This is a genomic window from Kluyvera sp. EC_51, from assembly GCF_019584505.1.
Classification (GTDB): Bacteria; Pseudomonadota; Gammaproteobacteria; order Enterobacterales; family Enterobacteriaceae; genus Kluyvera; species Kluyvera sichuanensis.
On record NZ_VDAG01000092.1, the window covers coordinates 44,668 to 67,324 of the forward strand.

Annotated in this window: 20 protein-coding genes; 14 read left to right on the forward strand and 6 right to left on the reverse strand. The window is 58.9% G+C overall.

The window, feature by feature from the left end; all coding sequences use genetic code 11:
• Positions 1 to 174: 174 nt before the first annotated feature.
• Positions 175 to 1,170: a chemotaxis protein gene (locus FHC49_RS17015; RefSeq protein ID WP_220440446.1), complete on the reverse strand. Its 996-nt coding sequence runs from the start codon at positions 1,168 to 1,170 to the stop codon at positions 175 to 177.
• A gap of 66 nt (positions 1,171 to 1,236) precedes the next feature.
• Positions 1,237 to 2,154, reverse strand: a complete 918-nt coding sequence (gene rbn, locus FHC49_RS17020; protein ID WP_220440385.1) for a ribonuclease BN — start codon at positions 2,152 to 2,154, stop codon at positions 1,237 to 1,239.
• A 46-nt stretch (positions 2,155 to 2,200) separates the two neighbouring features.
• On the opposite strand from rbn, the gene FHC49_RS17025 reads away from it, so the two are divergent.
• The 13 genes from FHC49_RS17025 (at position 2,201) to yfaU (ending at position 16,182) form a co-directional block, all read left to right on the forward strand.
• Positions 2,201 to 2,662: a GNAT family N-acetyltransferase gene (locus tag FHC49_RS17025; protein WP_220440386.1), complete on the forward strand. Its 462-nt coding sequence runs from the start codon at positions 2,201 to 2,203 to the stop codon at positions 2,660 to 2,662.
• A 147-nt stretch (positions 2,663 to 2,809) separates the two neighbouring features.
• Complete coding sequence (gene menF / locus FHC49_RS17030; RefSeq protein ID WP_220440387.1) at positions 2,810 to 4,102, forward strand: isochorismate synthase MenF; 1,293 nt, start codon at positions 2,810 to 2,812, stop codon at positions 4,100 to 4,102.
• Positions 4,103 to 4,180: 78 nt separating this feature from the next.
• On the forward strand, positions 4,181 to 5,851 hold the full coding sequence (gene menD, locus FHC49_RS17035) for a 2-succinyl-5-enolpyruvyl-6-hydroxy-3-cyclohexene-1-carboxylic-acid synthase (RefSeq protein WP_220440388.1): 1,671 nt from the start codon (positions 4,181 to 4,183) through the stop codon (positions 5,849 to 5,851).
• Positions 5,848 to 6,612, forward strand: a complete 765-nt coding sequence (menH, locus tag FHC49_RS17040; protein WP_220440389.1) for a 2-succinyl-6-hydroxy-2,4-cyclohexadiene-1-carboxylate synthase — start codon at positions 5,848 to 5,850, stop codon at positions 6,610 to 6,612. The genes menD and menH overlap by 4 nt, the downstream gene beginning before the upstream one ends.
• Before the next feature lie 8 nt (positions 6,613 to 6,620).
• Complete coding sequence (gene menB, locus FHC49_RS17045) at positions 6,621 to 7,478, forward strand: 1,4-dihydroxy-2-naphthoyl-CoA synthase (RefSeq protein WP_035892608.1); 858 nt, start codon at positions 6,621 to 6,623, stop codon at positions 7,476 to 7,478.
• The gene (gene menC, locus FHC49_RS17050) at positions 7,478 to 8,443 is read left to right on the forward strand and encodes an o-succinylbenzoate synthase (RefSeq protein ID WP_220440390.1); all 966 of its coding nucleotides are present in this window, start codon (positions 7,478 to 7,480) and stop codon (positions 8,441 to 8,443) included. The genes menB and menC overlap by 1 nt, the downstream gene beginning before the upstream one ends.
• Entirely contained in the window at positions 8,440 to 9,801 is a 1,362-nt protein-coding gene (gene menE, locus FHC49_RS17055; RefSeq protein ID WP_220440391.1) for an o-succinylbenzoate--CoA ligase, read from the forward strand. The genes menC and menE overlap by 4 nt, the downstream gene beginning before the upstream one ends.
• 176 nt (positions 9,802 to 9,977) lie before the next feature.
• The gene (locus FHC49_RS17060) at positions 9,978 to 10,520 is read left to right on the forward strand and encodes a YfaZ family outer membrane protein (RefSeq protein ID WP_185666850.1); all 543 of its coding nucleotides are present in this window, start codon (positions 9,978 to 9,980) and stop codon (positions 10,518 to 10,520) included.
• A gap of 98 nt (positions 10,521 to 10,618) precedes the next feature.
• Complete coding sequence (locus tag FHC49_RS17065; protein WP_220440392.1) at positions 10,619 to 11,815, forward strand: nicotinamide mononucleotide deamidase-related protein YfaY; 1,197 nt, start codon at positions 10,619 to 10,621, stop codon at positions 11,813 to 11,815.
• A 203-nt stretch (positions 11,816 to 12,018) separates the two neighbouring features.
• Complete coding sequence (locus FHC49_RS17070; protein ID WP_185666852.1) at positions 12,019 to 12,801, forward strand: IclR family transcriptional regulator; 783 nt, start codon at positions 12,019 to 12,021, stop codon at positions 12,799 to 12,801.
• 14 nt (positions 12,802 to 12,815) lie between these two features.
• The gene (gene rhmD, locus FHC49_RS17075; protein WP_220440393.1) at positions 12,816 to 14,021 is read left to right on the forward strand and encodes an L-rhamnonate dehydratase; all 1,206 of its coding nucleotides are present in this window, start codon (positions 12,816 to 12,818) and stop codon (positions 14,019 to 14,021) included.
• A 53-nt stretch (positions 14,022 to 14,074) separates the two neighbouring features.
• Entirely contained in the window at positions 14,075 to 15,364 is a 1,290-nt protein-coding gene (locus tag FHC49_RS17080) for an MFS transporter (protein ID WP_220440394.1), read from the forward strand.
• Positions 15,365 to 15,378: 14 nt separating this feature from the next.
• Positions 15,379 to 16,182: a 2-keto-3-deoxy-L-rhamnonate aldolase gene (gene yfaU / locus FHC49_RS17085; protein ID WP_185666854.1), complete on the forward strand. Its 804-nt coding sequence runs from the start codon at positions 15,379 to 15,381 to the stop codon at positions 16,180 to 16,182.
• A 26-nt stretch (positions 16,183 to 16,208) separates the two neighbouring features.
• On the opposite strand, the gene glpC is transcribed toward yfaU, so the two are convergent.
• The 4 genes from glpC to FHC49_RS17105 form a co-directional block, all read right to left on the reverse strand.
• The gene (glpC, locus tag FHC49_RS17090; RefSeq protein WP_220440395.1) at positions 16,209 to 17,399 is read right to left on the reverse strand and encodes an anaerobic glycerol-3-phosphate dehydrogenase subunit GlpC; all 1,191 of its coding nucleotides are present in this window, start codon (positions 17,397 to 17,399) and stop codon (positions 16,209 to 16,211) included.
• Positions 17,396 to 18,655, reverse strand: a complete 1,260-nt coding sequence (gene glpB / locus FHC49_RS17095; RefSeq protein ID WP_220440396.1) for a glycerol-3-phosphate dehydrogenase subunit GlpB — start codon at positions 18,653 to 18,655, stop codon at positions 17,396 to 17,398. Before glpB ends, glpC begins: the two co-directional genes overlap by 4 nt.
• Positions 18,645 to 20,273: an anaerobic glycerol-3-phosphate dehydrogenase subunit A gene (gene glpA / locus FHC49_RS17100; protein ID WP_220440397.1), complete on the reverse strand. Its 1,629-nt coding sequence runs from the start codon at positions 20,271 to 20,273 to the stop codon at positions 18,645 to 18,647. Before glpA ends, glpB begins: the two co-directional genes overlap by 11 nt.
• Before the next feature lie 128 nt (positions 20,274 to 20,401).
• Positions 20,402 to 21,280, reverse strand: a complete 879-nt coding sequence (locus FHC49_RS17105; protein ID WP_220440398.1) for a LysR family transcriptional regulator — start codon at positions 21,278 to 21,280, stop codon at positions 20,402 to 20,404.
• Between the two features lie 185 nt (positions 21,281 to 21,465).
• Between FHC49_RS17105 and FHC49_RS17110 the strand changes: the two genes are divergently transcribed.
• Positions 21,466 to 22,656, forward strand: coding sequence for an MFS transporter (locus tag FHC49_RS17110; RefSeq protein WP_220440399.1), 1,191 nt, complete (start codon positions 21,466 to 21,468; stop codon positions 22,654 to 22,656).
• The last annotated feature ends 1 nt before the right edge of the window (position 22,657 follow it).

The window sequence follows — 22,657 nt, forward strand, 5'->3', positions numbered from 1 at the left end:
AAATATAAATTCCTATTTTATAGGCTGGGAGTAAAAAATAAAATATAATTTGAATTGAAAATGTCACTCTGATCCTAAGAATTCAAGCAAAAGATTTCAATATCTGCTCCTTGTTCATTCTAACTCCACAGACACCTCCGCCAGGCACTCCCTCCTGGCGGTCCCCCCCAACACTCACCTCACCGCATGCAACCCACTCTCCCCCCTCCCAGCGGCCTTATCCAACACCCGCTCAATCACCGCCGCCAGTTCGTTAATCTCAAACTTCGCCACGTACCCATCGGCGTTAACCTTGCGAATATGGTCTTCGTTAGCGTTCCCCGACAGCGAGGAGTGGATCACCACCGGAATATTGCGCAGCCGTGGGTCGGTTTTGATTTTGCGGGTCAGGGTAAAGCCGTCCATCTCCGGCATTTCGAGGTCGGTCAGCACGAGGGCGATTTTATCGCTCACCGGCACGCCTTCTTTCGCCGCTTCCTGGGCGATAAGCTCGATTTTCTCCCACGCTTCTTTGCCGGTCACGTGCAGCTGGGCGGGGATGTCCATCGCCTTCAGCCCTTTCTCCAGCATGGCGCGCGCCACCTTCGAGTCCTCGGCGACAATCGCCGTAGCACCCGGCTTAATATTGAATTTGCGCGGATTTAGCTCTTTGGCATGCAGGTCGTGGTTGGAAGGGGTGATGTCGTAGAGAATTTGCTCCACGTCGATAACCATCGCCAGGTTGTTGCTCTCCTTATGATCGTCAAGGCAGGCGATGCTGGTGATGTATTTGCCGTTCACCGCTTTCTCGGCGGTGTGGATCTGCGTCCAGTCGAGGCGGGTAATGTTCTCGACGGATTCGACGGCGAAGGCCTGCACGCTGCGGGCGTATTCGGTAATCAGCAGAATGTTCAGGCCGGTGGCAGGTTTGCAGCCCGCCACGGCGGCGAGGTCGATAACCGGAATGATTTGATCACGAATATTCACCATGCCCATCAGCGGCGGCTTAATGCCGGCGGGGCGGGTGAAGCTCGGCATCGGGACGATTTCCCGCAGCTTAAAGACGTTAATGCCGTACAGCTCCGAGGCGTCGCTCTGCGATGACGCGCCGAGGCGGAAAAGCAGCAGCTCAAAACGGTTGGACAGGGTCAGGTTAGCCCTGTCGTCGATCTCTTTCTGGAAGTTATCCATCATGCCCTCAGCGTAAAAAGCGTTCTCTTATTAGCTGAGTTATCGGCAGGTGCGGCTAAAACGTTATCACAGCGTGAAGGTGGCGAAATCCTCGGCCAGTTCGCATGCCGGGAAATAGACCTGGCACTCGGCGAGCAGGCGGCGGCAGCCTTCAGCGTCGTAGCGCGAGCTGACGTGAGTGACGATAAGCCGCTTGGCGTTGGCGGCTCGCGCCAATTGGGCGGTCTGCTCGGTGGACGAATGCCCACGACTGTTGGCTTTCTCCGCCATGGCGGCTTCCAGCGTCGCTTCATGCACCATCACATCAACGTCGCGGGCCATCGCCAGCGCAGCATCGCACGGCGCGGTGTCGCCAAATATGGCTACTTTTTTACCGGGCGTGGCGGGGGAGAGGTAATCCGGGCCGTTAATCATGCGGCCGTCCGCCAGCGTGACCTGCTCACCAGCTTTAAGCTGCTGGAACAGCGGGCCGGGCGCGACGCCTGCGGCAACCAGCCTGCGCGCATCCAGCGCGCCCGGCTTATCGTGCTCTTCCACGCGAAAGCCGTAGCACTCGACCGGGTGATTCAGCGGGAAGGCGGTGACTTTACGCAGGCCGTCGTCGAGGATCTCCCCGCCGCTGATCTCGACCACTTCCAGCGGGAAATCGGTCCACGAACCGCTCAGGCGCAGGGTAGTTTCAACAAACTCTTTCAACCCTTTTGGCCCGTACAGGGTGAGCGGCTGGGCGCTGCCCGACATCGAACGGCTGCAAATCAGCCCCGGCAGGCCAAACAGATGGTCGCCGTGCAGATGGCTAATAAAGATGCGCCCGATTTTGCCCGGATGAAAAGCGGTGTGCAGCAGCTGGTGCTGGGTGCCTTCGCCGCAGTCGAAAAGCCACAGCCCCGGCTGCGTCGGGTGTTGCAGATTCAGCAGCATTGCTGTTACGTTGCGAGTTCGGGTTGGCACGCCCGCGGATGTACCTAAAAACGTCAATTGCATAGCGCCGCGCCCCTGGCGGTAAAAAATAAGGTTTAAGGAGCCTACCATGATTCGCTGGCAAGATTTGCACCATTCTGAATTAACCGTCCCGACGCTGTACGACCTGCTGAAACTGCGCAGCGAAGTCTTCGTGGTGGAACAGGCCTGCGTGTATCTGGATATCGACGGCGACGATCTGGTGGGTGAAAACCGCCATGTGCTTGGCTGGAAAGACGACAAGCTGGTGGCCTACGCGCGCATTCTGGTCAGTGAGGAAGAATTTGAACCGGTGGTGATTGGCCGGGTGATTGTCAGCTCAGCGGTGCGCGGCGAGCGTCTGGGCTATCAACTGATGGAACGCGCGCTGGCCAGCTGCCAGCAGCATTGGCCGCAGCGGGCGCTCTATCTTGGCGCGCAGGCGCATCTGCGTGAGTTCTACGGCCATTTCGGTTTTATCACCGTCACCGACGTCTACGACGAAGATGGTATTCCACACGTGGGGATGGCGCGAGAAGTGGCGCAGGCATAACCCCAAATCCCGTCTATAGTGAAAGGCAAAGAGCGTTGATTTTCAGTGCGATATTGCCTTGTTACGTTTCCGCTCCCTAATCGTGGGTACTGCTTTTTATAACAAGTACCCCGTATACTATGTGGTTTTTATCATAGGGAGGTTTGCGTGCGATCCATTCTAGCGGCGTTGCAGAGCCTGTCAGGGCTGCTGACAGACGATTTTCCAGCGTTGCCCGGCGCGCGAACCCTCGAAGTCTCTTTTCCCCTGAGCGATGCCTTCGACCCGCTTGCCTGGCTTAGCGGGCAGGCGGTCTGGCCGCAGTTCTACTGGCAGCAGCGCAGCGGCAAAGAAGAGATTGCCGCGCTGGGTGCGGTCAAAACCTTTACCTCCCTGGCTAAGGCCAATGCCTTTTTGCACACGCTTGAGCGCGACGATCTGCGCATCTGCGGCGTGAACGCGTTTGATCCCAACGTCGGCCAGCTGTTCCTGCCGCGTCTGGAGTGGCGACGCGAAGCCGGGCACGCTCAGCTTCGCATCAACCTGTGGAGTGACACCTCGCTCCGGCAGGATGCCGAACAGGCGCGAGCATGGCTGGCCTTGCTCACCGCCCATCACGCCTCGGCGGAGTTGGCGTTGCAGCAGAAAAGTGAAACCCATCGCCCCGGCAAAGAGGGCTGGTGTCGGCTAATTGACCAGGCCACCCAGGCGATTCGCGACGGTGCCTTTAGCAAAGTGGTGCTGGCGCGGGCAACGGATCTGGTCTTTAGCAGTGCGCCGAACGCCAGTGCGCTGATGGCCGCCAGTCGCCGGGTCAATTTCTCTTGCTATCATTTCTATATGGCGTTCGACGCGCAGCGGACGTTTCTCGGTTCCTCGCCGGAACGTTTATGGCGGCGGCGCGGCACGGCGCTGCGTACCGAAGCGCTGGCGGGTACCGTGGCGGCGCACGACGATGCGGCAACCGCGAAGCGGCTGGGCAACTGGCTGATGCACGACGATAAAAACCAGCGGGAAAACAGCCTGGTGGTGGAAGATATCTGCCAGCGCTTACAGGGGCTGACCCACACCCTCGACGTTCTGCCTGCGGAAATCGTTCGCCTGCGCAAGGTGCAGCATCTGCGCCGCTGCATTCAGGCGGAGCTTAACGTGGCGGACGATACGCGCTGCCTGCTGCAACTGCAGCCGACGGCGGCGGTGGCGGGGCTGCCGCGCGCGCAGGCGCTGGACTTTATCGACCGTTTCGAGCCGTTTACCCGCGAATGGTACGCCGGGTCGGCGGGCTATCTTTCTCGTCGCCAGAGCGAATTTTGCGTCACGCTGCGCTCGGCGAAGGTGGAAGGCGATACGGTGCGCCTGTATGCCGGGGCCGGCATCATCGACGGCTCGGATCCTGAGCAGGAGTGGCAGGAGATCGAAAATAAAGCGGCGGGTCTGCGCGCTTTGCTGTTCCCTGAATAGAACATTACCGATTCATATCAAAATCCTACTAAGCCGTAGAATCTATACTGAGTCGATTATTTGATACCGGACAACTTCATGTCAGTAAGCGCATTTAACCGACGCTGGGCGGCGGTGATCCTTGAAGCATTAACCCGTCACGGCGTGCGGCACGTTTGCATTGCGCCGGGGTCTCGTTCCACACCGCTTACGCTGGCGGCGGCGGAGAACCGCACCTTTATTCATCACACCCATTTTGATGAACGCGGGCTTGGGCATCTGGCGCTGGGGCTGGCGAAGGTCAGCCAGCAGCCGGTGGCGGTGATTGTCACTTCCGGCACGGCGGTGGCGAACCTCTACCCGGCGCTGATTGAAGCGGGGTTGACCGGTGAAAAAATTATTCTGCTGACCGCCGACCGCCCGCCTGAACTGATTGACTGCGGCGCGAATCAGGCGATCCGCCAGCCCGGTATGTTTGCCTCACACCCGTCCAGCACCCTCTCGTTACCGCGCCCGAGCCAGGATATTCCGGCCCGCTGGCTGGTCTCCGTGGTGGATGACGCGCTGGGCTCACTGCATTCCGGCGGCGTACACATCAACTGCCCGTTTGCTGAACCGCTGTATGGCGATATGGACGATACTGGCCTTGCCTGGCAGCAGGCGTTAGGCGACTGGTGGCAGGGGGAAAAACCCTGGCTGCGCGAAGCGCTGCATCAGGAGAGTGCCGTCCAGCGCGACTGGTTCTTCTGGCGGCAAAAGCGCGGCGTGATTGTCGCCGGGCGCATGAGCGCGGAAGAGGGCAAGAAGGTTGCCGAATGGGCGAAAACCCTCGGTTGGCCGCTGATTGGCGACGTGCTGTCGCAAACCGGGCAGCCGCTGCCGTGCGCGGATCTCTGGCTCGGCAACCCGGCCGCCATCAGCGAGCTTGAGCAGGCGCAGATTGTGGTGCAGCTTGGCAGCAGCCTCACCGGCAAACGCGTGCTGCAATGGCAGCTGGCCTGTGAACCGGACGAGTACTGGCTGGTTGACCCGCTCTCCGGTCGCCTCGACCCGGCGCACCATCGCGGTCGCCGTCTGGTGAGCAATATCGCCCAGTGGCTGGAAAAACACCCGGCGGAAAAACGCGCGCCGTGGACGACCGTTATCCCAACCCTCTCCGAGCAGGCATGGGACGCGGTCGCCGCGCAAAGCGAACATTTTGGTGAAGCGCAGCTGGCGCACCGTATTCGCCGCTATCTTCCTGAACAAGGGCAACTGTTCGTCGGCAACAGCCTGGTGGTGCGCTTAATTGACGCTTTAGGCCAGCTTCCGGCGGGCTATCCGGTTTATAGCAACCGCGGTGCCAGCGGCATCGACGGCCTGATTTCTACGGCGGCTGGCGTGCAGCGTGCCAGCGCGAGGCCGACGCTGGCCATCGTTGGCGACCTGTCCGCGCTCTACGATCTCAACGCGCTGGCGCTGCTGCGTCAGGTCTCCGCGCCGCTGGTGCTGATTGTGGTCAACAACAACGGCGGGCAGATTTTCTCTCTGCTGCCGACGCCGGTGGAGGAGCGCGAGCGCTTCTACGCGATGCCGCAAAACGTTCACTTCGAACATGCGGCGAAGATGTTTGGCCTGCGCTATCAGCAGCCAGAGGATTGGGCCTCGCTGGAAACGGCGCTGAGCACCGCCTGGCGTACGCCCGCGACCACGGTGATTGAGCTGGTGGTAAACGACACTGACGGTGCGCAAACGCTGCAGCATCTGCTGGCGCAGGTCAGCAAGCTATGATTCTGCACGCCGTGGCCGAGCAGGGCGACTCCACGCAGCCGTGGCTGGTTTTCCTGCACGGTTTTTCCGGCGACCATCGCGAATGGCAGCCGGTGGGGCAGCGCTTTGCGCGGGCGAATCGGCTGTATGTCGATCTCCCCGGCCACGGTGGTTCTGCGTCTGTGCGGGTCACTACCTTCACTGAGATGGACGCCGCACTCCAGACTACGCTGCTTAGTTACAACATACTTAATTACTGGCTGGTGGGGTACTCGCTGGGCGGACGGATTGCCATGCACTACGCCTGCTCGCGGCCCGAAGGCCTCGCAGGGCTGATTGTCGAAGGCGGTCACCCTGGGCTGACGGACGACGCGGAGCGGGAATCGCGCTGGCGCAATGACGAAGCCTGGGCGCAACGTTTTCGTGAGCTTCCGCTAGCGGACGTTTTCAGCGCCTGGTATCAACAGCCGGTTTTTGCCAGCCTCACCGACGCGCAGCGTGATTCGCTGGTAACGCTGCGTCAGCAAAACGACGGCAACGCGCTGGCAGCGATGCTGCTGGCCACTTCTTTAGCCGTGCAGGAAGACCTCCGTCCTGCGCTGCAAATGCTTTCATATCCATTCTGGTATCTCTGTGGCGAGCGCGACCGCAAGTTTCGGGCTATTGCCGAGGAACTCTCGCGACCTTGCCACCTTATTCATGATGCCGGGCACAACGCGCACCGGGAAAATCCCGTGGGCGTGGCCGCGTGCCTGGCTCAGATTCTGCCTGTTAACTTATAGGACTCGCTATGATCTATCCTGATGAAGCTATGCTGTACGCCCCCGCTGAGTGGCACGATTGTTCCGAAGGTTTTACCGACATTCGCTACGAAAAATCCGCTGACGGCATCGCCAAAATCACCATTAACCGCCCGCAGGTTCGCAACGCGTTTCGTCCGCTGACGGTCAAAGAGATGATTCAGGCGCTGGCGGATGCCCGCTATGACGACAACGTCGGCGTGATCATCCTGACCGGTGCGGGCGACAAAGCCTTCTGCGCCGGTGGCGACCAGAAAGTGCGCGGCGACTACGGCGGATACCAGGACGACAGCGGCGTTCACCACCTGAACGTGCTGGACTTCCAGCGTCAGATTCGTACCTGCCCGAAACCGGTGGTGGCGATGGTCGCGGGTTTCTCCATCGGCGGCGGCCACGTGCTGCACATGATGTGTGACCTGACCATTGCGGCGGATAACGCCATCTTCGGCCAGACCGGCCCGAAAGTCGGCTCCTTTGACGGCGGCTGGGGTGCTTCCTACATGGCGCGTATCGTGGGTCAGAAGAAAGCGCGTGAAATCTGGTTCCTGTGCCGCCAGTACGACGCCAAAGCGGCGCTGGATATGGGCCTGGTGAACACCGTGGTACCGCTGGCCGATCTCGAAAAAGAGACCGTTCGCTGGTGCCGCGAAATGCTGCAAAACAGCCCGATGGCGCTGCGCTGCCTGAAAGCCGCGCTGAACGCCGACTGTGACGGTCAGGCGGGTCTGCAGGAGCTGGCGGGTAACGCCACCATGCTGTTCTACATGACCGAAGAAGGGCAGGAAGGCCGTAACGCCTTCAACCAGAAACGTCAGCCAGACTTCAGCAAATTCAAACGGAATCCGTAATGCGAAGTGCGCAGGTTTACCGCTGGCAGATACCGATGGACGCAGGTGTGGTTCTGCGCGAGCGGCGGCTGAAAACCCGTGATGGGTTATTCGTCTACCTGCGTGACGGCGAACGGGACGGGTGGGGAGAGATCTCCCCACTGCCGGGCTTTAGCCTGGAGTCGCTGGACGACGCGCAGTCGGCGCTGCTGGGCTGGGTTAACGCCTGGCGACAGGGCGGCGATCGCACGTTGCCAGAAGTGCCTTCAGTCGCTTTCGGCATCAGCTGTGCGCTGGCGGAGCTGAACGATGCGCTGCCCGAGGCAGCGGACTATCGCGCCGCGCCGCTGTGCACTGGCGACCCGGACGATCTGGTTATCAAGCTTGCCGACATGTCCGGTGAGAAGGTGGCTAAGGTGAAGGTTGGCCTGTACGAAGCGGTTCGCGACGGCATGGTGGTGAACCTGCTGCTGGAAGCCATTCCAGAGCTGACCCTGCGCCTTGACGCCAACCGTGCCTGGACGCCGCTGAAAGCCCAGCAGTTCGCCAAATACGTCAACCCGGATCACCGCTCGCGTATCGCTTTCCTTGAAGAACCGTGCAAAACCCGCAATGACTCGCGCGCCTTTGCGCGTGAAACCGGCATCGCCATTGCCTGGGACGAAAGCCTACGCGAGGCGGATTTCCGCTTTGAAGCCGAGCCCGGCCTCAAAGCCGTGGTGATCAAACCGACGCTGACCGGCAGCCTGGAACGCGTCAAAGCCCAGGTGGCGGCGGCACACGCGCTCGGCCTGACGGCGGTGATCAGCTCCTCGCTGGAATCAAGCCTCGGCTTAACCCAACTGGCGCGCATCGCCGCGTGGCTGACGCCGCAAACTATCCCCGGCCTCGATACCCTGGATCTGATGCAGACCCAGCTGATTCGCTGCTGGCCTGGCAGCTTGCTGCCGTGCGGCGCGATCGAGGATATGGAGCCACTGCTGTGACCTTTACAACCTGGCCGTGGCGGCACTGGCGTGACGTGCGCGGCGACGCCATCGCGCTGCGTCTCGATGACGAAACCCTGAGCTGGACGGCGCTGTGCGAACGTATCGACGCGCTGGCCGCCGGGTTTCAGGCACAGGGCGTGAAGCCCGAAGACGGCGTGGCGCTCTGCGCGCGCAATCGCCCGGAGGCGGTGCTGGCCTGGCTGGCGCTGTTGCAGTGCGGTGCGCGCATTCTGCCGCTGAACCCACGGCTGCCGACGACGCTGGTCAACCAACTGCTGCCGGGCCTCAGCCTGCGCCACTTTTTAAATCTGGAAGCCGATGAGCACTATGGCCTCGCGCCGTTGCAGCTGCGTTGTGCATCGCTGATATCGTCGTGCGGCTGGCGTGCTGAACGCCTGGCCTCCATGACGCTCACCTCGGGTTCAACCGGCCTGCCGAAAGCGGCGGTGCATACCTGCGCGGCGCATCTGGCGAGCGCGCACGGCGTACTGAGCCTGATGCCGTTTGATCAGGATGACTGCTGGTTGCTGTCGTTGCCGTTGTTCCACGCCTCCGGCCAGGGGATTTTCTGGCGCTGGCTGCTGATGGGCGCGCAGATGGCGGTCAGTGAACGCCCGCTCGCGCAGGCGCTGCACGGCTGCTCCCACGCCTCGCTGGTGCCGACGCAGCTCTGGCGTCTGCTTAATGACGAACAGCCGCTCACCCTAAAAACGGTGCTGCTGGGCGGTGCGGCGATCCCTGCGGTGCTGACTGAACAAGCTGCGGCGCAGGGGATTCAAACCTTCTGCGGCTACGGCCTGACCGAGTTTGCTTCCACTGTCTGTGCGCGCGAAGCCAACGGCGGCGAGGATGTCGGCGTACCGCTGCCGGGCCGTGAACTGCGCCTGGTCGACGGTGAAATCTGGCTGCGCGCCAGCAGCATGGCCTCAGGTTACTGGCGTAACGGTGAACTGGTGCCGCTGGTGAATGCCGAAGGCTGGTTTGCCACCCGCGATCGCGGAGAAATCCACGACGGCAAGCTGCACGTCATTGGGCGTCTGGATAATCTGTTTTTCAGCGGCGGTGAGGGCATTCAGCCGGAAGACGTTGAACGGGTATTGGTACAACATCCGGCGGTGAATCAGGTCTTTATTGTTCCCATTGATGATATCGAATTTGGTCAGCGCCCGGTGGCCGTGTTGGACGCTGAACCGACGCTGAATATGGCCGAGCTAGCGCAGTGGGCAAAGGACAAACTGGCAGGATTTCAACAACCTTGCCATTGGCTGCTGCTGCCTGAGGCGATGAAAGGGACGGGAATTAAAGTTTCTCGCCATCAGTTGACCCAGTGGGTAAGCGCACAGGGAAAATTGTGATCAATAGATATGCGTGATTACATTGGTAAGTATTATTATTCCTGCTGATGTATGAGAAGTAATTCGTTACAATCCCACTGATTATTGCCTGTTTCGTACATTGAATCCGCTGCGTATCGCAGTACAATTCAGCGGGTTATGGGCGTTTATTTTTGCGTTTGCGTGAAAGGATGAAGATGAAAAAGAGCGTGTTATTGGGTCTGGCGGGGCTGATGTTTGTCTCCGCGTCAGCGAGTGCAGTCAGCTTTAGCGGCCAGGCCGGTAAAGATTACACTAACCTGGGTTTTGGTCTCGGCACTGAGACATCCGGCCTGGCGTTAACCGGTAACTGGACGCACAGCGACGACGACGGTGATGTCGCAGGTCTGGGCCTGGGTCTGAATATCCCTCTCGGTCCATTCATGGCAACCGTGGGCGGTAAAGGCGTTTATACCGATCCGAACGACAGCGATTCCGGCTATGCCGCTGCGGTCGGCGGCGGCCTGCAGTGGAAAATTGGCGACAGCCTGCGTCTGTTCGGTGAGTACTACTACTCTCCAGATTCGCTTTCCAGCGGTATCGACAGCTACACCGAAGCGAACGCGGGCGCGCGTTACACCATCATGCGTCCAATCAGCATCGAAGCGGGTTATCGTTACCTGAACCTCGCGGGTAAAGACGGTCATCGCGACAACACCGTGGCCGATGGCCCATACGTTGGCGTGAGCGCAGCGTTCTAATCTCCCCCCGGCGCGGCGGCACCGCTGCGCCAGTTTTTCTCTTCTTAAATCCTCCGCTTGCGTTATAGTGACTCGTCCTCTTTTTATTGGAGAAAGTGATGATAACGGTTGAGATGCTGTCCACCGGTGACGAAGTCTTATCGGGGCAGATCGTCGATACAAACGCTGCCTGGCTTGCCGACTTTTGCTTTCAGCAGGGAATCCCGCTGACGCGACGCAACACCGTGGGCGATAACCTGGAAGACCTGGTGGCGATACTGCGCGAACGCAGTACCCAGGCGGATATCCTGATTGTGAACGGCGGCCTGGGGCCGACCAGCGACGACCTCAGCGCGCTTGCCGCGGCAACGGCCAAAGGCGAATCGCTGGTTCTGCACGAAGAGTGGCTGGCGTTTATGGAGCGCTTTTTCAGCGAGCGCGGCCGCGTCATGGCGCCGAGCAACCGCAAGCAGGCTGAAATCCCGGCCAGCGCCGAGCTTATCGATAACCCGGTTGGCACCGCCTGCGGCTTTGCCGTCAAGCTCAACCGCTGCCTGATGTTCTTCACCCCGGGCGTGCCATCCGAATTTAAGGTGATGGTCGAACAAGAGATCCTGCCGCGCATTCGCCAGCGTTATCCGGTCGGCGAACCGCCGCTGTGTCTGCGTCTGACCACCTTTGGCCGCTCAGAAAGCGATCTCGCTCAGAGCCTCCAGCACCTTGAGCTACCGCCGGGCGTGAGCATGGGCTATCGCTCCTCGATGCCGATTATCGAACTGAAGCTAACCGGGCCTGCGGAGCATCGCGAAGCCATGCTGGCGCTGTGGCCGGAAGTGCAGAAAGTGGCGGGCGAAAGTCTGATTTTTGAAGGCACCGAAGGGCTGCCTGCGCAGCTGGCTCGGGTGCTGAAAGAGAAACAACTCAGCCTGACCTTAAGCGAGCAGTTCACCAGCGGGCTGATTGCCCTGCAACTGTCCCGCGCCCAGGCGCCGCTGCTCGCCAGCGAAGTGGTACCGCCGCAGGATGAGAGCTTAGCGCAGACCGCCCGCTGGGCCGCTGAACGCCGGGTGAATCATTTCGCCGGGCTGGCGCTGGCGGTAAGCGGCCTTGAAAGCGAACACATCAACTTTGCGCTCGCCACGCCGGACGCCACCCACGCGCTCCAGGTGAAGTTCAGCAATACGCGTCATGGTCTGGCGGTGCGTCAGGAAGTGTGCGCAATGATGGCGCTGAACATGCTGCGCCGCTGGCTGAACGGTCGCCCGGTTGCCAGCGAACACGGCTGGATTAATGTGGTCGATTCGCTGGTGCTGTAACACATCAACGCGTCGGAGATGGCCTTCGGCGCTTTTTCAGTCCAACCTGTTGTACTTGCTTTGAAATAATCTGTGCGCCATCTCTCATCTTTTTCCCTCCAAACCTCCATCAGGCTGGAATAGCCCCATCGTTTGAAGTTGCTCACAATTTAGCGCCCTGACAACCGCAACACTGATTCCAGTATTCAGGATTGGAGTCCAGTATGTTGGAATCAAGCAAAGTCCCGGCGCTCACCCGCGCCATTGATATTCTCAATTTGATCGCCCGTATCGGCCCCTGCAGCGCGGCGACCATTATTGACGAACTGGGTATCCCGAAAAGCACTGCCTATCTGCTGCTGGGGGAGTTAAAAAAACAGCGCTTCCTCAGCCTGGATAATCAGGATAACTATTGCCTGTGGACTAAGCTGGTTGAACTGGCCGGTCATGCTCTGAGCAAAATGGACCTGCGAGAACTGGCGCGCCCGCGCCTGACGCAGCTGATGGATCAGTGCGGACTGCTCTGCCACCTGGGGATCATCGATAACGGCAACGCCTATTACATTCTGAAGATCGAATCTCCGGCCACCATCAGCGTGCGTTCACATGAAGGCAAGAGCCTGTCTCTTTATCGTTCCGGTATCGGTAAATGCCTGCTGGCCTGGCAACCTGAGCGGGTTCAGGAGTCGATTATCAGCGAACTGCGCTGGGAGCGGGCCACGCCGACCACCATCATCACTGCCCAGCAGCTTCACGATGAGCTAAAACGCATTCGTGCCAGAGGCTGGAGCTTCGATAATGGCGAAGATTATCCCGACGTTCGCTGCGTCGCCGCACCGGTCTTTAACGCGAATAACGAGCTGACCGCTGCTATCTCAGTGGTGGGCACGCGCCTGCAAATCAACGAAGACAATCGTGATTACCTCGCCGGTAAGGCGATTGCCTGCGCGAAAGATATTTCACGCCTGTTGGGGTGGAAAAGCCCCTTTGAACAACAAGCCTCATAATAAGGAAAAACATCATGACCCTACCGAAAATTAAACACGTTCGCGCCTGGTTTATCGGCGGCGCTACCGCAGAGAAAGGCGCTGGCGGCGGTGATTATCACGATCAGGGGGCAAACCACTGGATTGATGATCACATTGCTACGCCGATGAGCAAGTACAAACAGTATGAGCAGTCTCGCCAGTCATTTGGCATCAACGTTCTGGGGACGCTGATTGTTGAAGTTGAAGCTGAAAATGGGCAGACCGGTTTTGCGGTATCAACGGCGGGGGAAATGGGCTGCTTTATCGTTGAAAAACACCTGAACCGCTTTATCGAAGGTAAGTGCGTCAGCGATATCAAACTGATCCATGATCAGATGCTCAACGCCACGATGTACTATTCCGGCTCCGGCGGCCTGGTGATGAACACCATCTCCTGTATCGATCTCGCACTGTGGGATCTGTTCGGTAAAGTGGTTGGCCTGCCGGTGTATAAACTGCTGGGCGGCGCGGTGCGTGATGAAATTCAGTTCTATGCCACCGGCGCACGCCCAGACCTGGCGAAAGATATGGGCTTTATCGGCGGTAAAATGCCGACCCACTGGGGGCCACACGATGGCGACGCCGGGATCCGCAAAGACGCCGCGATGGTTGCTGATATGCGTGAAAAATGCGGCCCGGATTTCTGGTTGATGCTTGACTGCTGGATGAGCCAGGACGTTAACTACGCCACTAAGCTGGCTCACGCCTGCGCGCCTCACAACCTTAAGTGGATCGAGGAGTGCCTGCCACCGCAGCAGTATGAAGGCTATCGTGAGCTCAAACGCAATGCGCCAGCCGGGATGATGGTCACCAGCGGTGAGCACCACGGTACGCTGCAATCTTTCCGCACCTTGTCAGAAACCGGCATCGATATTATGCAGCCTGATGTGGGCTGGTGCGGCGGTTTGACCACGCTGGTAGAGATTGCCGCCATTGCTAAAGCGCGCGGTCAGCTGGTGGTCCCGCACGGATCATCGGTCTATTCACACCACGCGGTCATTACCTTTACCAACACACCGTTCAGCGAATTCCTGATGACCAGCCCGGACTGCTCAACAATGCGTCCGCAGTTTGACCCGATTCTGGTCGGTGAACCGGTGCCGCAAAATGGGCGCATTCATAAAACCGTTCTCGATAAACCGGGCTTCGGCGTTGAGCTGAACCGCGACTGCAACCTGAAACGTCCTTATAGCCACTGATCCAGCCGTGCCGTACAGCATTGATGTGCGGCCCATTTTTTGAGGATATTACGATGAGCAACACCTTGCTTGAGAGCGTGGTGAAGAAAAACCGCGCCCGTTTGATCCCCTTTATGCTGGCGCTGTACGTGCTGGCATTTCTTGACCGCTCGAATATTGGCTTTGCCAAAGAGACCTATCAGCTGGACACCGGGCTAAGTAATGAAGCCTATGCGTTGGGGGCGGGGATCTTCTTTGTGGTGTACGCCTTTCTCGGGGTGCCCGCTAATCTGCTGATGCGCAAATTCGGCGCGCGAAAATGGATTGGCTGCACCACACTGCTGTGGGGCGTTCTGTCAGCAGCGATGGCGTGGGCGGATACCGAAGCGAAATTTCTGCTGGTGCGCACGCTGCTCGGTGCTGCCGAAGCGGGCTTTTTCCCCGGTATGATCTACCTGACCTCCCAGTGGTTTCCGCAGCAAAACCGCGCCAGCATTATGGGGCTATTTTATATGGGCGCGCCGCTGGCGCTGACGCTCGGTTCACCTTTATCCGGCGCGTTGCTGGAAATGCACGGTTTTATGGGGCATCCCGGCTGGTTCTGGATGTTTATCATTGAAGGGCTGCTTGCCGTTGGCGCGGGATTCTTCACTTTCTTCTGGCTTGATGACACCCCGCAAAATGCGCGTTTCCTGACGTCCGCCGAGAAACAGGCGTTAATCAGCGAACTGGCCAGCGAAGAGCAGAAAAAGGTCACTTCGCGTTTGTCCGATGCTTTGCGCAATGGCCGCGTCTGGCAGCTGGCGATTATCTATCTGACCATTCAGGTTGCGGTTTATGGCCTGATTTTCTTCCTGCCGACTCAGGTCGCTGCGCTGCTGGGTACCAAAGTGGGGTTTGTGGCCTCGGTAGTGACTGCGATTCCATGGGTTGCGGCGCTGTTCGGTACCTGGCTGATTCCACGCTACTCCGACCGTACCGGTGAGCGGCGTAATATCGCGGCATTCACTCTGCTAGCGGCAGCAATAGGTATTGCGGTCTCCGGTCTGGTTTCACCGGTGCTGGCGATCATCGCGCTGTGTGTAGCCGCCGTTGGCGTTATTGCCGTACAGCCGGTCTTCTGGACCATGCCGACGCAGCTGCTTTCCGGTACGGCGCTGGCGGCTGGCATTGGGTTCGTCAACCTGTTTGGCGCCATCGGCGGTTTTCTGGCCCCGATTATTCGCGTTCAGGCCGAAACGATCTTCGCCAGCAATTCTGCCGGATTACTGACGCTCGCCTGCGTGGCGATTGTTGGGGTCGTTATTATTTTTTCACTGCGAGTTAATCGCACGGTGCCGCAGACTAGCACCTTACAGCATTAATTTAAGGGAGCACTATGAACGCCATTTTATCGAATCCATTTAAAGCGGGACTTTTGCAGGGAGAGGCGCAAATTGGTCTGTGGCTGAGCACGACCTCTTCCTACATGGCGGAAATTGCCGCCACTTCGGGCTACGACTGGTTGCTGATTGACGGCGAGCATGCGCCGAATACGGTCCAGGATCTGTACCACCAACTCCAGGCTATTGCTCCCTACGCCAGCCATCCGGTCATTCGTCCGGTAGAGGGCAATCGTAGCCTGATTAAGCAGGTGCTGGATATTGGCACCAGAACGCTGTTGATCCCAATGGTCGATACCGCCGAGCAGGCGAGGGATATTGTCTCTGCCACCCGCTACCCACCTGTCGGTACCCGCGGCGTTGGCGCTGGGGTGGCTCGCGCCGCGCGCTGGGGACGCGTGGAGAACTATATGGCGCAGGCCAACGACGAGCTGTGTTTGCTGATTCAGATGGAGAGTAAAACGGCACTTGAAAATCTGGATGAGATCCTCGAAGTGGAAGGTATTGATGGCGTCTTTATCGGCCCTGCTGATTTATCCGCCTCGTTAGGCTATCCGGATAATGCCGGGCATCCGGAAGTTCAGCGTGTTATTGAGCAGAGCATACGACGCATTCGCGCCGCGGGAAAGGCCGCTGGGTTCCTGGCCGTGGACCCAGAAATGGCGCAAAAAGTACTCGCGTGGGGAGCTAATTTTGTTGCGGTAGGGGTGGATACCAATCTCTATACCCGCGCGCTTGATGAACGTCTGGCGATATTCAAACCCTTGGCCGAACAACCAAAAGGAAAGGGGAGCTACTAGCGTTCTCCCCCTTTGGAAGGCGTTGTTTAAACTAACGCCCGCGCCAACAGCGTAATCGGATGCTCACAGCGCTTGCTGGTGGACATCTCAATCTGCCATTTGCAGGTTTCGCAGTCGGTAATCACCAGGTCTGCACCGCTCGCTTCAATTTGTGCGAAGAGCGGTGCGCCTATCGCCTGTGATGTTGGGTAGTTCTCCGTTTTGAAACCGTAGGTTCCCGCTATTCCGCAGCATTGTGAGTCCAGTACCTGCAGCTCAACACCCGGTATGCGCCGCAGCAGTTCGAGGGTGTACAGTGACCAGCCCATCTTTTCCATATGACACGGTGTGTGATACACCACCTTCAGTGGCAGCGGCTTTAATGGCAGTGCAGCGCCATCGTCCAGTTTGCGCCACAGCCAGCGGGTCGCCAGCTCAATGTTGTCGCGCAGGTCGTGGTTATCCACATCGAGCAGGTGCGGGTACTCATCGCGTAGCGTAAAGGTGCAGGTAGATGACGTCGCAATCACCGGCAGCTTTTTGCCGCCAATCGCCTCCCTTAGCGAGGCGACGTTGCTCTGCGCCTGGCGGCGAGCTTTGTCAAAGAACCCGTTGGCAATCAGCGGCACGCCGCAGCACTTCTCTTTGCTGAGCAGCTGCACGCCAATCCCCATCGCGTTCATCACTTTAATCAGGTCGAGCCCGAGCTGCGGGTGGTTATAATTGACGTAGCAGCCGTGGAAGAACGCCACCTGTTCGGCAAACTGCGCCTGCTGTACAGCAAGGCGAGCGTAACGGCGGCGGAAGGTGCCGAACGAGTATTTCGGCAGGGTGCGGTGGTGGTCAATCTTCAGGGCGCTATCCAGCAACTGGCGTACCGGCTTCAGGCCGGTGGCGGCGTTGACGATGGGGGCGAACGGCGTAGAGAGCGTGCCCATCAGATCGGTATGGCTGAGGATCGTATCGCGGATGCCCGGCTTTTGCTGGCTATAGTCGGCGCGGGCGCGCTGGATAATATCGCCAATTTTTACATCGGACGGGCAGGCGACTTCGCAGCGCTTGCAGTTGATGCAGTATTTTAGCGCCTCGTCATACAGCCCGGCATCTTTGCGGCGCAGGCGTTCGCCGTCCGGCCCGGCCTGTTTTGGCCCCGGATAGCGCGGGTTGACGCGGCTGACGGGGCAGACGGTGGTGCATACGGTGCATTTAATACAGTTTTCAAAGCTTTGCTGGCTCATGCTTCACCTCCAGCTAAACGGATAATCTGTGCAGCCGCGTGTAGCGCGGTGACGGCGCACACGCCCCCGCCGCAGCCCTCGGCAATCGGGTCGAAACCGCCGAGCACCGAGCCGATGGCAAACAGGTTGCGCATAGGTAAGCCCCGGAGCGCGGGATGCAGTTCGGCATCGACAATAGCGCCGGACTGCTGCCATGGCTGTGGGTCAAAGAAGTCATTGCGGTAGCCTGCGCTGCGCGAGGCGGGCTGCTGAATATCCAGCCCCATGATCGACTCACGAATACCGTCGCGCCCGGCGGTCAGGCCGTTGCTGAAGAAGCTGCCGCTGGCTAGCACCGCAAAGCGTGGGCGCAGAGGGATATCGCCGTGGTTACGCGTCCAGACTTCCCGAACCTCGCCGCAGTCGTGGCTGACGCGCACCGCTTCATCGCCCGGCATCCAGGTGCCGCCCAGCGCAACAAACCGCCGTTGCAGCGAAGCGTGCAGTCGCATGCCCGGCACTGAAGGCGGCAGCGTTGGCAGCAGCGAAAGGGTGCAGGGGAGGTTATGGTTAAGCCAGTCGAACAGCGCGGTATCGCGCAGGCCAAAGCAGGCGGGCATCACCAGCGTATCGCGCCCTTCGCTGAGCGGTAGCAGCGCCTGATGCAGCACCGACCAATGCGCTTTTTCATCCAGCACTCTGGCGATATTGACCGCGCGGAACTCGGTGGGGTTCTCGCGCAGCACATCCAGCTCCGGTAAATCGATTTCAGCGGCATCGGCGTTAAATCCCTGCTGTTGCAGGGATTCGGCAACCAGATGCGGCTGGAAATCGAGAAACCCGCTAATGCCCACCACCCGAATGCGCCCGTGTGTGAGCGGGATAATCGGCACTTCCGACGGGCTGAGCCAGGCTGGACGGTGGGTGCCCAGCGGGGTAATGCGCTGATGCGGCTTTGCCATATCGCCGAGCATGTTCATCCCACACTCTGCCAGCAGGGTCTGCGTCTGTCGCGCGTAGCGCTGCACAAGGTCAGCGCCAATCAGGCTATAGGGATGTTGTGGAGATTGCTCGCGCAGCGCGGCCAGCCCGCTGTCGAGGTCGGTAACCGGCTGGCCGTCGGGCAGAGTGCTGAGCAAGTCCAGCGAGCCGGAAGAGAAGTGCAGCGCGCTCTGGCCTCGACAAACAATCACCGCGCGCAGGCCCGCTTTTTGTAGCTGAATACCGCACAGCAGCCCGGCGAGCCCGCCGCCGATAATTACGCTATCAAATTTCATCTTCAGGCTCCTTTTTCAGGCCGCACAATCCCTGGTACACCCAGCGGGTCAGTTCGCTTTCGCGCAGCGCATCGCCCCAGGCGATCGGCTGCACGCCTTTCCAGCGCTCGTTGAGGAAGGCAGAAAGCTGGGTGAGCGATTGCGCCGAGGTGGCGGCGCGATAGCGCTGGAGCAAACCGGCGGCGCGGCAGGCACACAGCTCGCCCTGACAGGTTCCCATGCCGACGCGGGTGCGACGGCGTAAATCCAACAGGTTATTGACCGCCAGATTTTCCACCGCGTACTCCACTTCGCCTGCGGTCACGGCTTCGCATTCGCAAACCACGCTGCGCTGCAATCGACTGTTGCCGAGCCACTCCGGCGTGCGGTCGCCGTGGCGATAGACCGCCGACCCGCGTAGCGGCGCGGGCAGGGAAATCATGCGCTGGAGCGTTTTCTCTGCGGATTCGCGAGAACCGGGCAGCGGCGTTTGGGCGGTGGTGCAGGTGCCGCTGTGGTTGAGCTTGCGGCAGATAGCATCGGTGGCCCATTCCGCCATCAGACGGTAGGTCATCAGCTTGCCGCCGGTAATGGTAATAAACCCTTCCAGCCCGTCGCGCTCGGCGTGATCCAGCAGGACAATACCCCGGCTAACGTTGCGCCCGCTGGGGTCATCGTCGCTGGCAACCAGCGGACGCACGCCGCAGTAAGCGCGAAGAATGCGGGTGTTCGCCATGATTGGTGACAGCTTCTCACCTTCGCGCAGCAGGATATCCACCTCGTCGGCGGTGACGCGGCAGCGGTCAATATCATCGTAATCAATGTGCGTTGAGGTGGTGCCAATCAGCGAAATCGTGTCGCCGGGCACCAGAATATCGGCATCGGCTGGCGGGCGGCAGCGGTTGATCACGTGCTGGTTGATACGGTTTTCAAAAATCAGCAACGAGCCTTTTGCCGGAAACATGCGGATGCGCAGGTCGGCGTATTCGGCGATGCGCTGGCCCCAGATCCCGGCGGCGTTAACCACCACTGGCGCACGCAGTTCGCGTGGTTGCCCGGTGGTGTGGTTGAGCAGGCGAACGCCGCTGATGCGGTCATTATGGCGAATCAAGCCGGTGACTTCGTGGGCGGTAAAAATCGCCGCGCCGTGCTCGCGCGCGTCGAGCATATTGGCGGCGGTGAGACGGAAGGGGTCAACGGTACCGTCGGGTACGCGCACGGCACCGACTAATGCCGGGTTCACCGCGGGCTCCATTCGACGCGCCAGCGCGGGGTCGATGGCTTCGGCCTGAATGCCCGCAACCTGGCAGGCATCCATAAAGGTGCGCTGGTAGCTGAGGTCGTCTTCGGGCAGGGTGATAAACAGCCCGCTGGTGGGCTCAATGCAGTGACGGGCGATGCGCCGCAGGATCTGGTTTTCGCTGATGCATTCGCGCGCTGATTCGCTGTCGGTCACCACATAGCGTGCGCCGCTGTGCAGCAGGCCGTGATTGCGGCCGGTGGCGCCGGTGGCAATATCAAAGCGTTCAACCAGCGCAACCTTCAGCCCGCGCAGGGAGGCGTCGCGGGCGATACCGGCTCCGGTGGCTCCGCCGCCGATGATGATGGCATCGTATTCATTGACAGAGGCGCTGTCCATAATGTGTCCTCAATGTTCGTTTTAACAACATTAAGTCATGTGTATGGATTATTTTGTTTGATTTCGAACATATTCGCGCATTAATCGAAAAGAGTAATGGCGAGAAATGTGCTGCCTATCGCCTTTTATTAGATGTGCCCGTCGCCGACGAGCTGATGCAGGCAGTCGTGCAACAACTGTAAAGGGCTGCCGCTCACCGGAGGTTCGCTGGCGATAAGCGACACCTGGCGATAGAACGGCGGCTCTAGCGGCACCGAGCGTAGCGGTTGCTCCAGCGTTTTCAGGGTTAGCTCCGGCAGCAGTGCGATACCCAGCCCCTGGCGGATAAAGCTCATCGCCGTGCTGGGGTGGTTAAATTCGTATTTAATGTTGGGGGTAATATTCATGCCGGCAAACAGCGACATGATGCTCATTTCATAGCGCCCTTTACTGACAATCAGCGGCTCGTCAAACAGGGCGTTCAGCGAAATGGCTTTTTTTCCCGCAAAGGGATGATTATCTGGCACCACGACGGCAAATCTGTCTTTATACACCGGTGCCACAAACATACCTTCAACCGGAATATGCACAAAGCCGGCGTCAATATTATTGTCGCGAATCGCGTCGATAATTTCGGCGCTGTTGGCTTCGTGGGGGACGATTTTAATATTCGGATGATGCTGTTCAAAATAGCGCACCACCTCGGGCAGTACGCTGGCGCAAATACTCGGAAAGCAGCCAATGCGCAGCAGGCGTTGCGGCATTTTTTTCTCCTGCTCGGCAATCTCTTTAACCGCGCTGACTTCGCTCATCAGGCGGCGAAGGTGCGACACGATGCGAACGCCTGCGACTGTCAGCGTGATAGCCTTACGGCGCTCGCGGACCAGGATGGCGACGCCCAGCTCCTCTTCCAGCGCAGCAATGGCCTGGCTGACGGCGGACTGGGTCATGTACAGTCGTTTGCCCGCCTCGGTGAATCCCCCGCATTCGAGGACCGTTAACAGCGCGCCGATCTGCGTTAACGTCATTAGTCTTTCCTAATTAAAGTCATTAAAACGATTAATTTTACTAATTTATATCGCCTGCCTATAATTTTTTCTACGGACTGAATCACACAATCACGCACGCAATTATTTGTATTTATAATGCATTCCTGAATTATATATTCGTGATGAATGTGATAATGCGCGCCGTTTAATTAGGTTGCATATAAATGAAAGAAAAATTATGGACTAAAGATTTTTGGGCAATCACGATTATTAGCTTTATTATCTTCTTCGTATTTTATGTTCTTCTCACGCTCCTGCCGATTTACATCGCCGATAACCTCCACGCTACGGCGGAGAAAGCCGGGCTGCTGGTGACCTTTTTCCTCGCCGCCGCGATTATCGTCCGCCCATTTGCCGGGCAATGGGTGGGAAAATATTCGAACAAAACGATTCTGATGCTCTCCTCCCTGGCGTTTTTAGCGGTGACTGCGCTGTATCCGTTCTGTCATTCCATTGAAGCACTGCTTTTTATTCGCGTGCTGCACGGTATTACCTTTGGGGTGATCACCACGGTGAAGGGCACGATCTCCGCGCGCCTGATTCCTGCTTCCCGACGTGGGGAAGGCATCAGTTTTTTCTCTTTAGCCATGGGGCTGGCGATGGTCGTTGGGCCGTGGATTGGCCTGAATATGGCGCGGCATAGCGCGTTTACCCAGGCGTTCTGGATGTGTACCGTCGTCTCGGTCATTGGTATCGTGCTGTCATTGATTGTTCGCGTGCCGCCGGTCATTCGCCATGCCGATGGTTCTCAGCCAAAGCTGGGCTTCTCCGCCATGTTCGACCGCGCCGCCATGCCGTTTGCACTGGTCACCTTCTTTATGACCTTCTCCTACGCTGGCGTTTCCGCATTTCTCGCCCTGTATGCGCGTGAGCTGGATCTGATGGCCGCCGCCAGCAACTTCCTGCTGTGCTACGCCATTTTCCTGATGATCTGCCGCGCCTTTACCGGCAACATCTGCGATAAAAAAGGGCCGAAATATGTGGTCTATCCTTGCTTGCTGGCGTTCACTATCGGCCTGGTCGTGCTGGGATACACTCACGGCAGCGTGTCGATGATTCTGGCAGGCGCGTTAATTGGTATTGGCTACGGTTCGGTGACGCCTATCTTCCAGACGCAAATTATCAGCTCGGTGGAGCCGCATAAAATTGGCGTGGCGAACTCGCTGTTCTTCAACGCGATGGATGCCGGACTGGCAATGGGTGCTTTCGTGATGGGGATGATGGTGGAAGGGGTGGGCTACCGCGCTATCTACCTGGTCGGTGCGCTGCTGGTGGTGTTGGCGGGGGCGCTGTATATTTTGCAGATGAAGCGCCGTGGCGCGATGCCGCTGGTTAGCGCACACGAGGTGCACTAAC

Excerpts from the sequence above, each read along its gene's own strand:
- glpA (WP_220440397.1), bottom strand. The coding sequence starts at position 20,273 with ATGGACAGCGCCTCTGTCAATGAATACGATGCCATCATCATCGGCGGC.
- FHC49_RS17070 (WP_185666852.1), top strand. The coding sequence starts at position 12,019 with ATGTTGGAATCAAGCAAAGTCCCGGCGCTCACCCGCGCCATTGATATT.
- FHC49_RS17060 (WP_185666850.1), top strand. The coding sequence starts at position 9,978 with ATGAAAAAGAGCGTGTTATTGGGTCTGGCGGGGCTGATGTTTGTCTCC.
- rhmD (WP_220440393.1), top strand. The coding sequence starts at position 12,816 with ATGACCCTACCGAAAATTAAACACGTTCGCGCCTGGTTTATCGGCGGC.
- menH (WP_220440389.1), top strand. The coding sequence starts at position 5,848 with ATGATTCTGCACGCCGTGGCCGAGCAGGGCGACTCCACGCAGCCGTGG.
- rbn (WP_220440385.1), bottom strand. The coding sequence starts at position 2,154 with ATGCAATTGACGTTTTTAGGTACATCCGCGGGCGTGCCAACCCGAACT.
- FHC49_RS17110 (WP_220440399.1), top strand. The coding sequence starts at position 21,466 with ATGAAAGAAAAATTATGGACTAAAGATTTTTGGGCAATCACGATTATT.
- FHC49_RS17015 (WP_220440446.1), bottom strand. The coding sequence starts at position 1,170 with ATGGATAACTTCCAGAAAGAGATCGACGACAGGGCTAACCTGACCCTG.
- menB (WP_035892608.1), top strand. The coding sequence starts at position 6,621 with ATGATCTATCCTGATGAAGCTATGCTGTACGCCCCCGCTGAGTGGCAC.
- menC (WP_220440390.1), top strand. The coding sequence starts at position 7,478 with ATGCGAAGTGCGCAGGTTTACCGCTGGCAGATACCGATGGACGCAGGT.
- glpB (WP_220440396.1), bottom strand. The coding sequence starts at position 18,655 with ATGAAATTTGATAGCGTAATTATCGGCGGCGGGCTCGCCGGGCTGCTG.
- FHC49_RS17025 (WP_220440386.1), top strand. The coding sequence starts at position 2,201 with ATGATTCGCTGGCAAGATTTGCACCATTCTGAATTAACCGTCCCGACG.
- FHC49_RS17065 (WP_220440392.1), top strand. The coding sequence starts at position 10,619 with ATGATAACGGTTGAGATGCTGTCCACCGGTGACGAAGTCTTATCGGGG.
- FHC49_RS17080 (WP_220440394.1), top strand. The coding sequence starts at position 14,075 with ATGAGCAACACCTTGCTTGAGAGCGTGGTGAAGAAAAACCGCGCCCGT.
- FHC49_RS17105 (WP_220440398.1), bottom strand. The coding sequence starts at position 21,280 with ATGACGTTAACGCAGATCGGCGCGCTGTTAACGGTCCTCGAATGCGGG.
- menD (WP_220440388.1), top strand. The coding sequence starts at position 4,181 with ATGTCAGTAAGCGCATTTAACCGACGCTGGGCGGCGGTGATCCTTGAA.
- yfaU (WP_185666854.1), top strand. The coding sequence starts at position 15,379 with ATGAACGCCATTTTATCGAATCCATTTAAAGCGGGACTTTTGCAGGGA.
- glpC (WP_220440395.1), bottom strand. The coding sequence starts at position 17,399 with ATGAGCCAGCAAAGCTTTGAAAACTGTATTAAATGCACCGTATGCACC.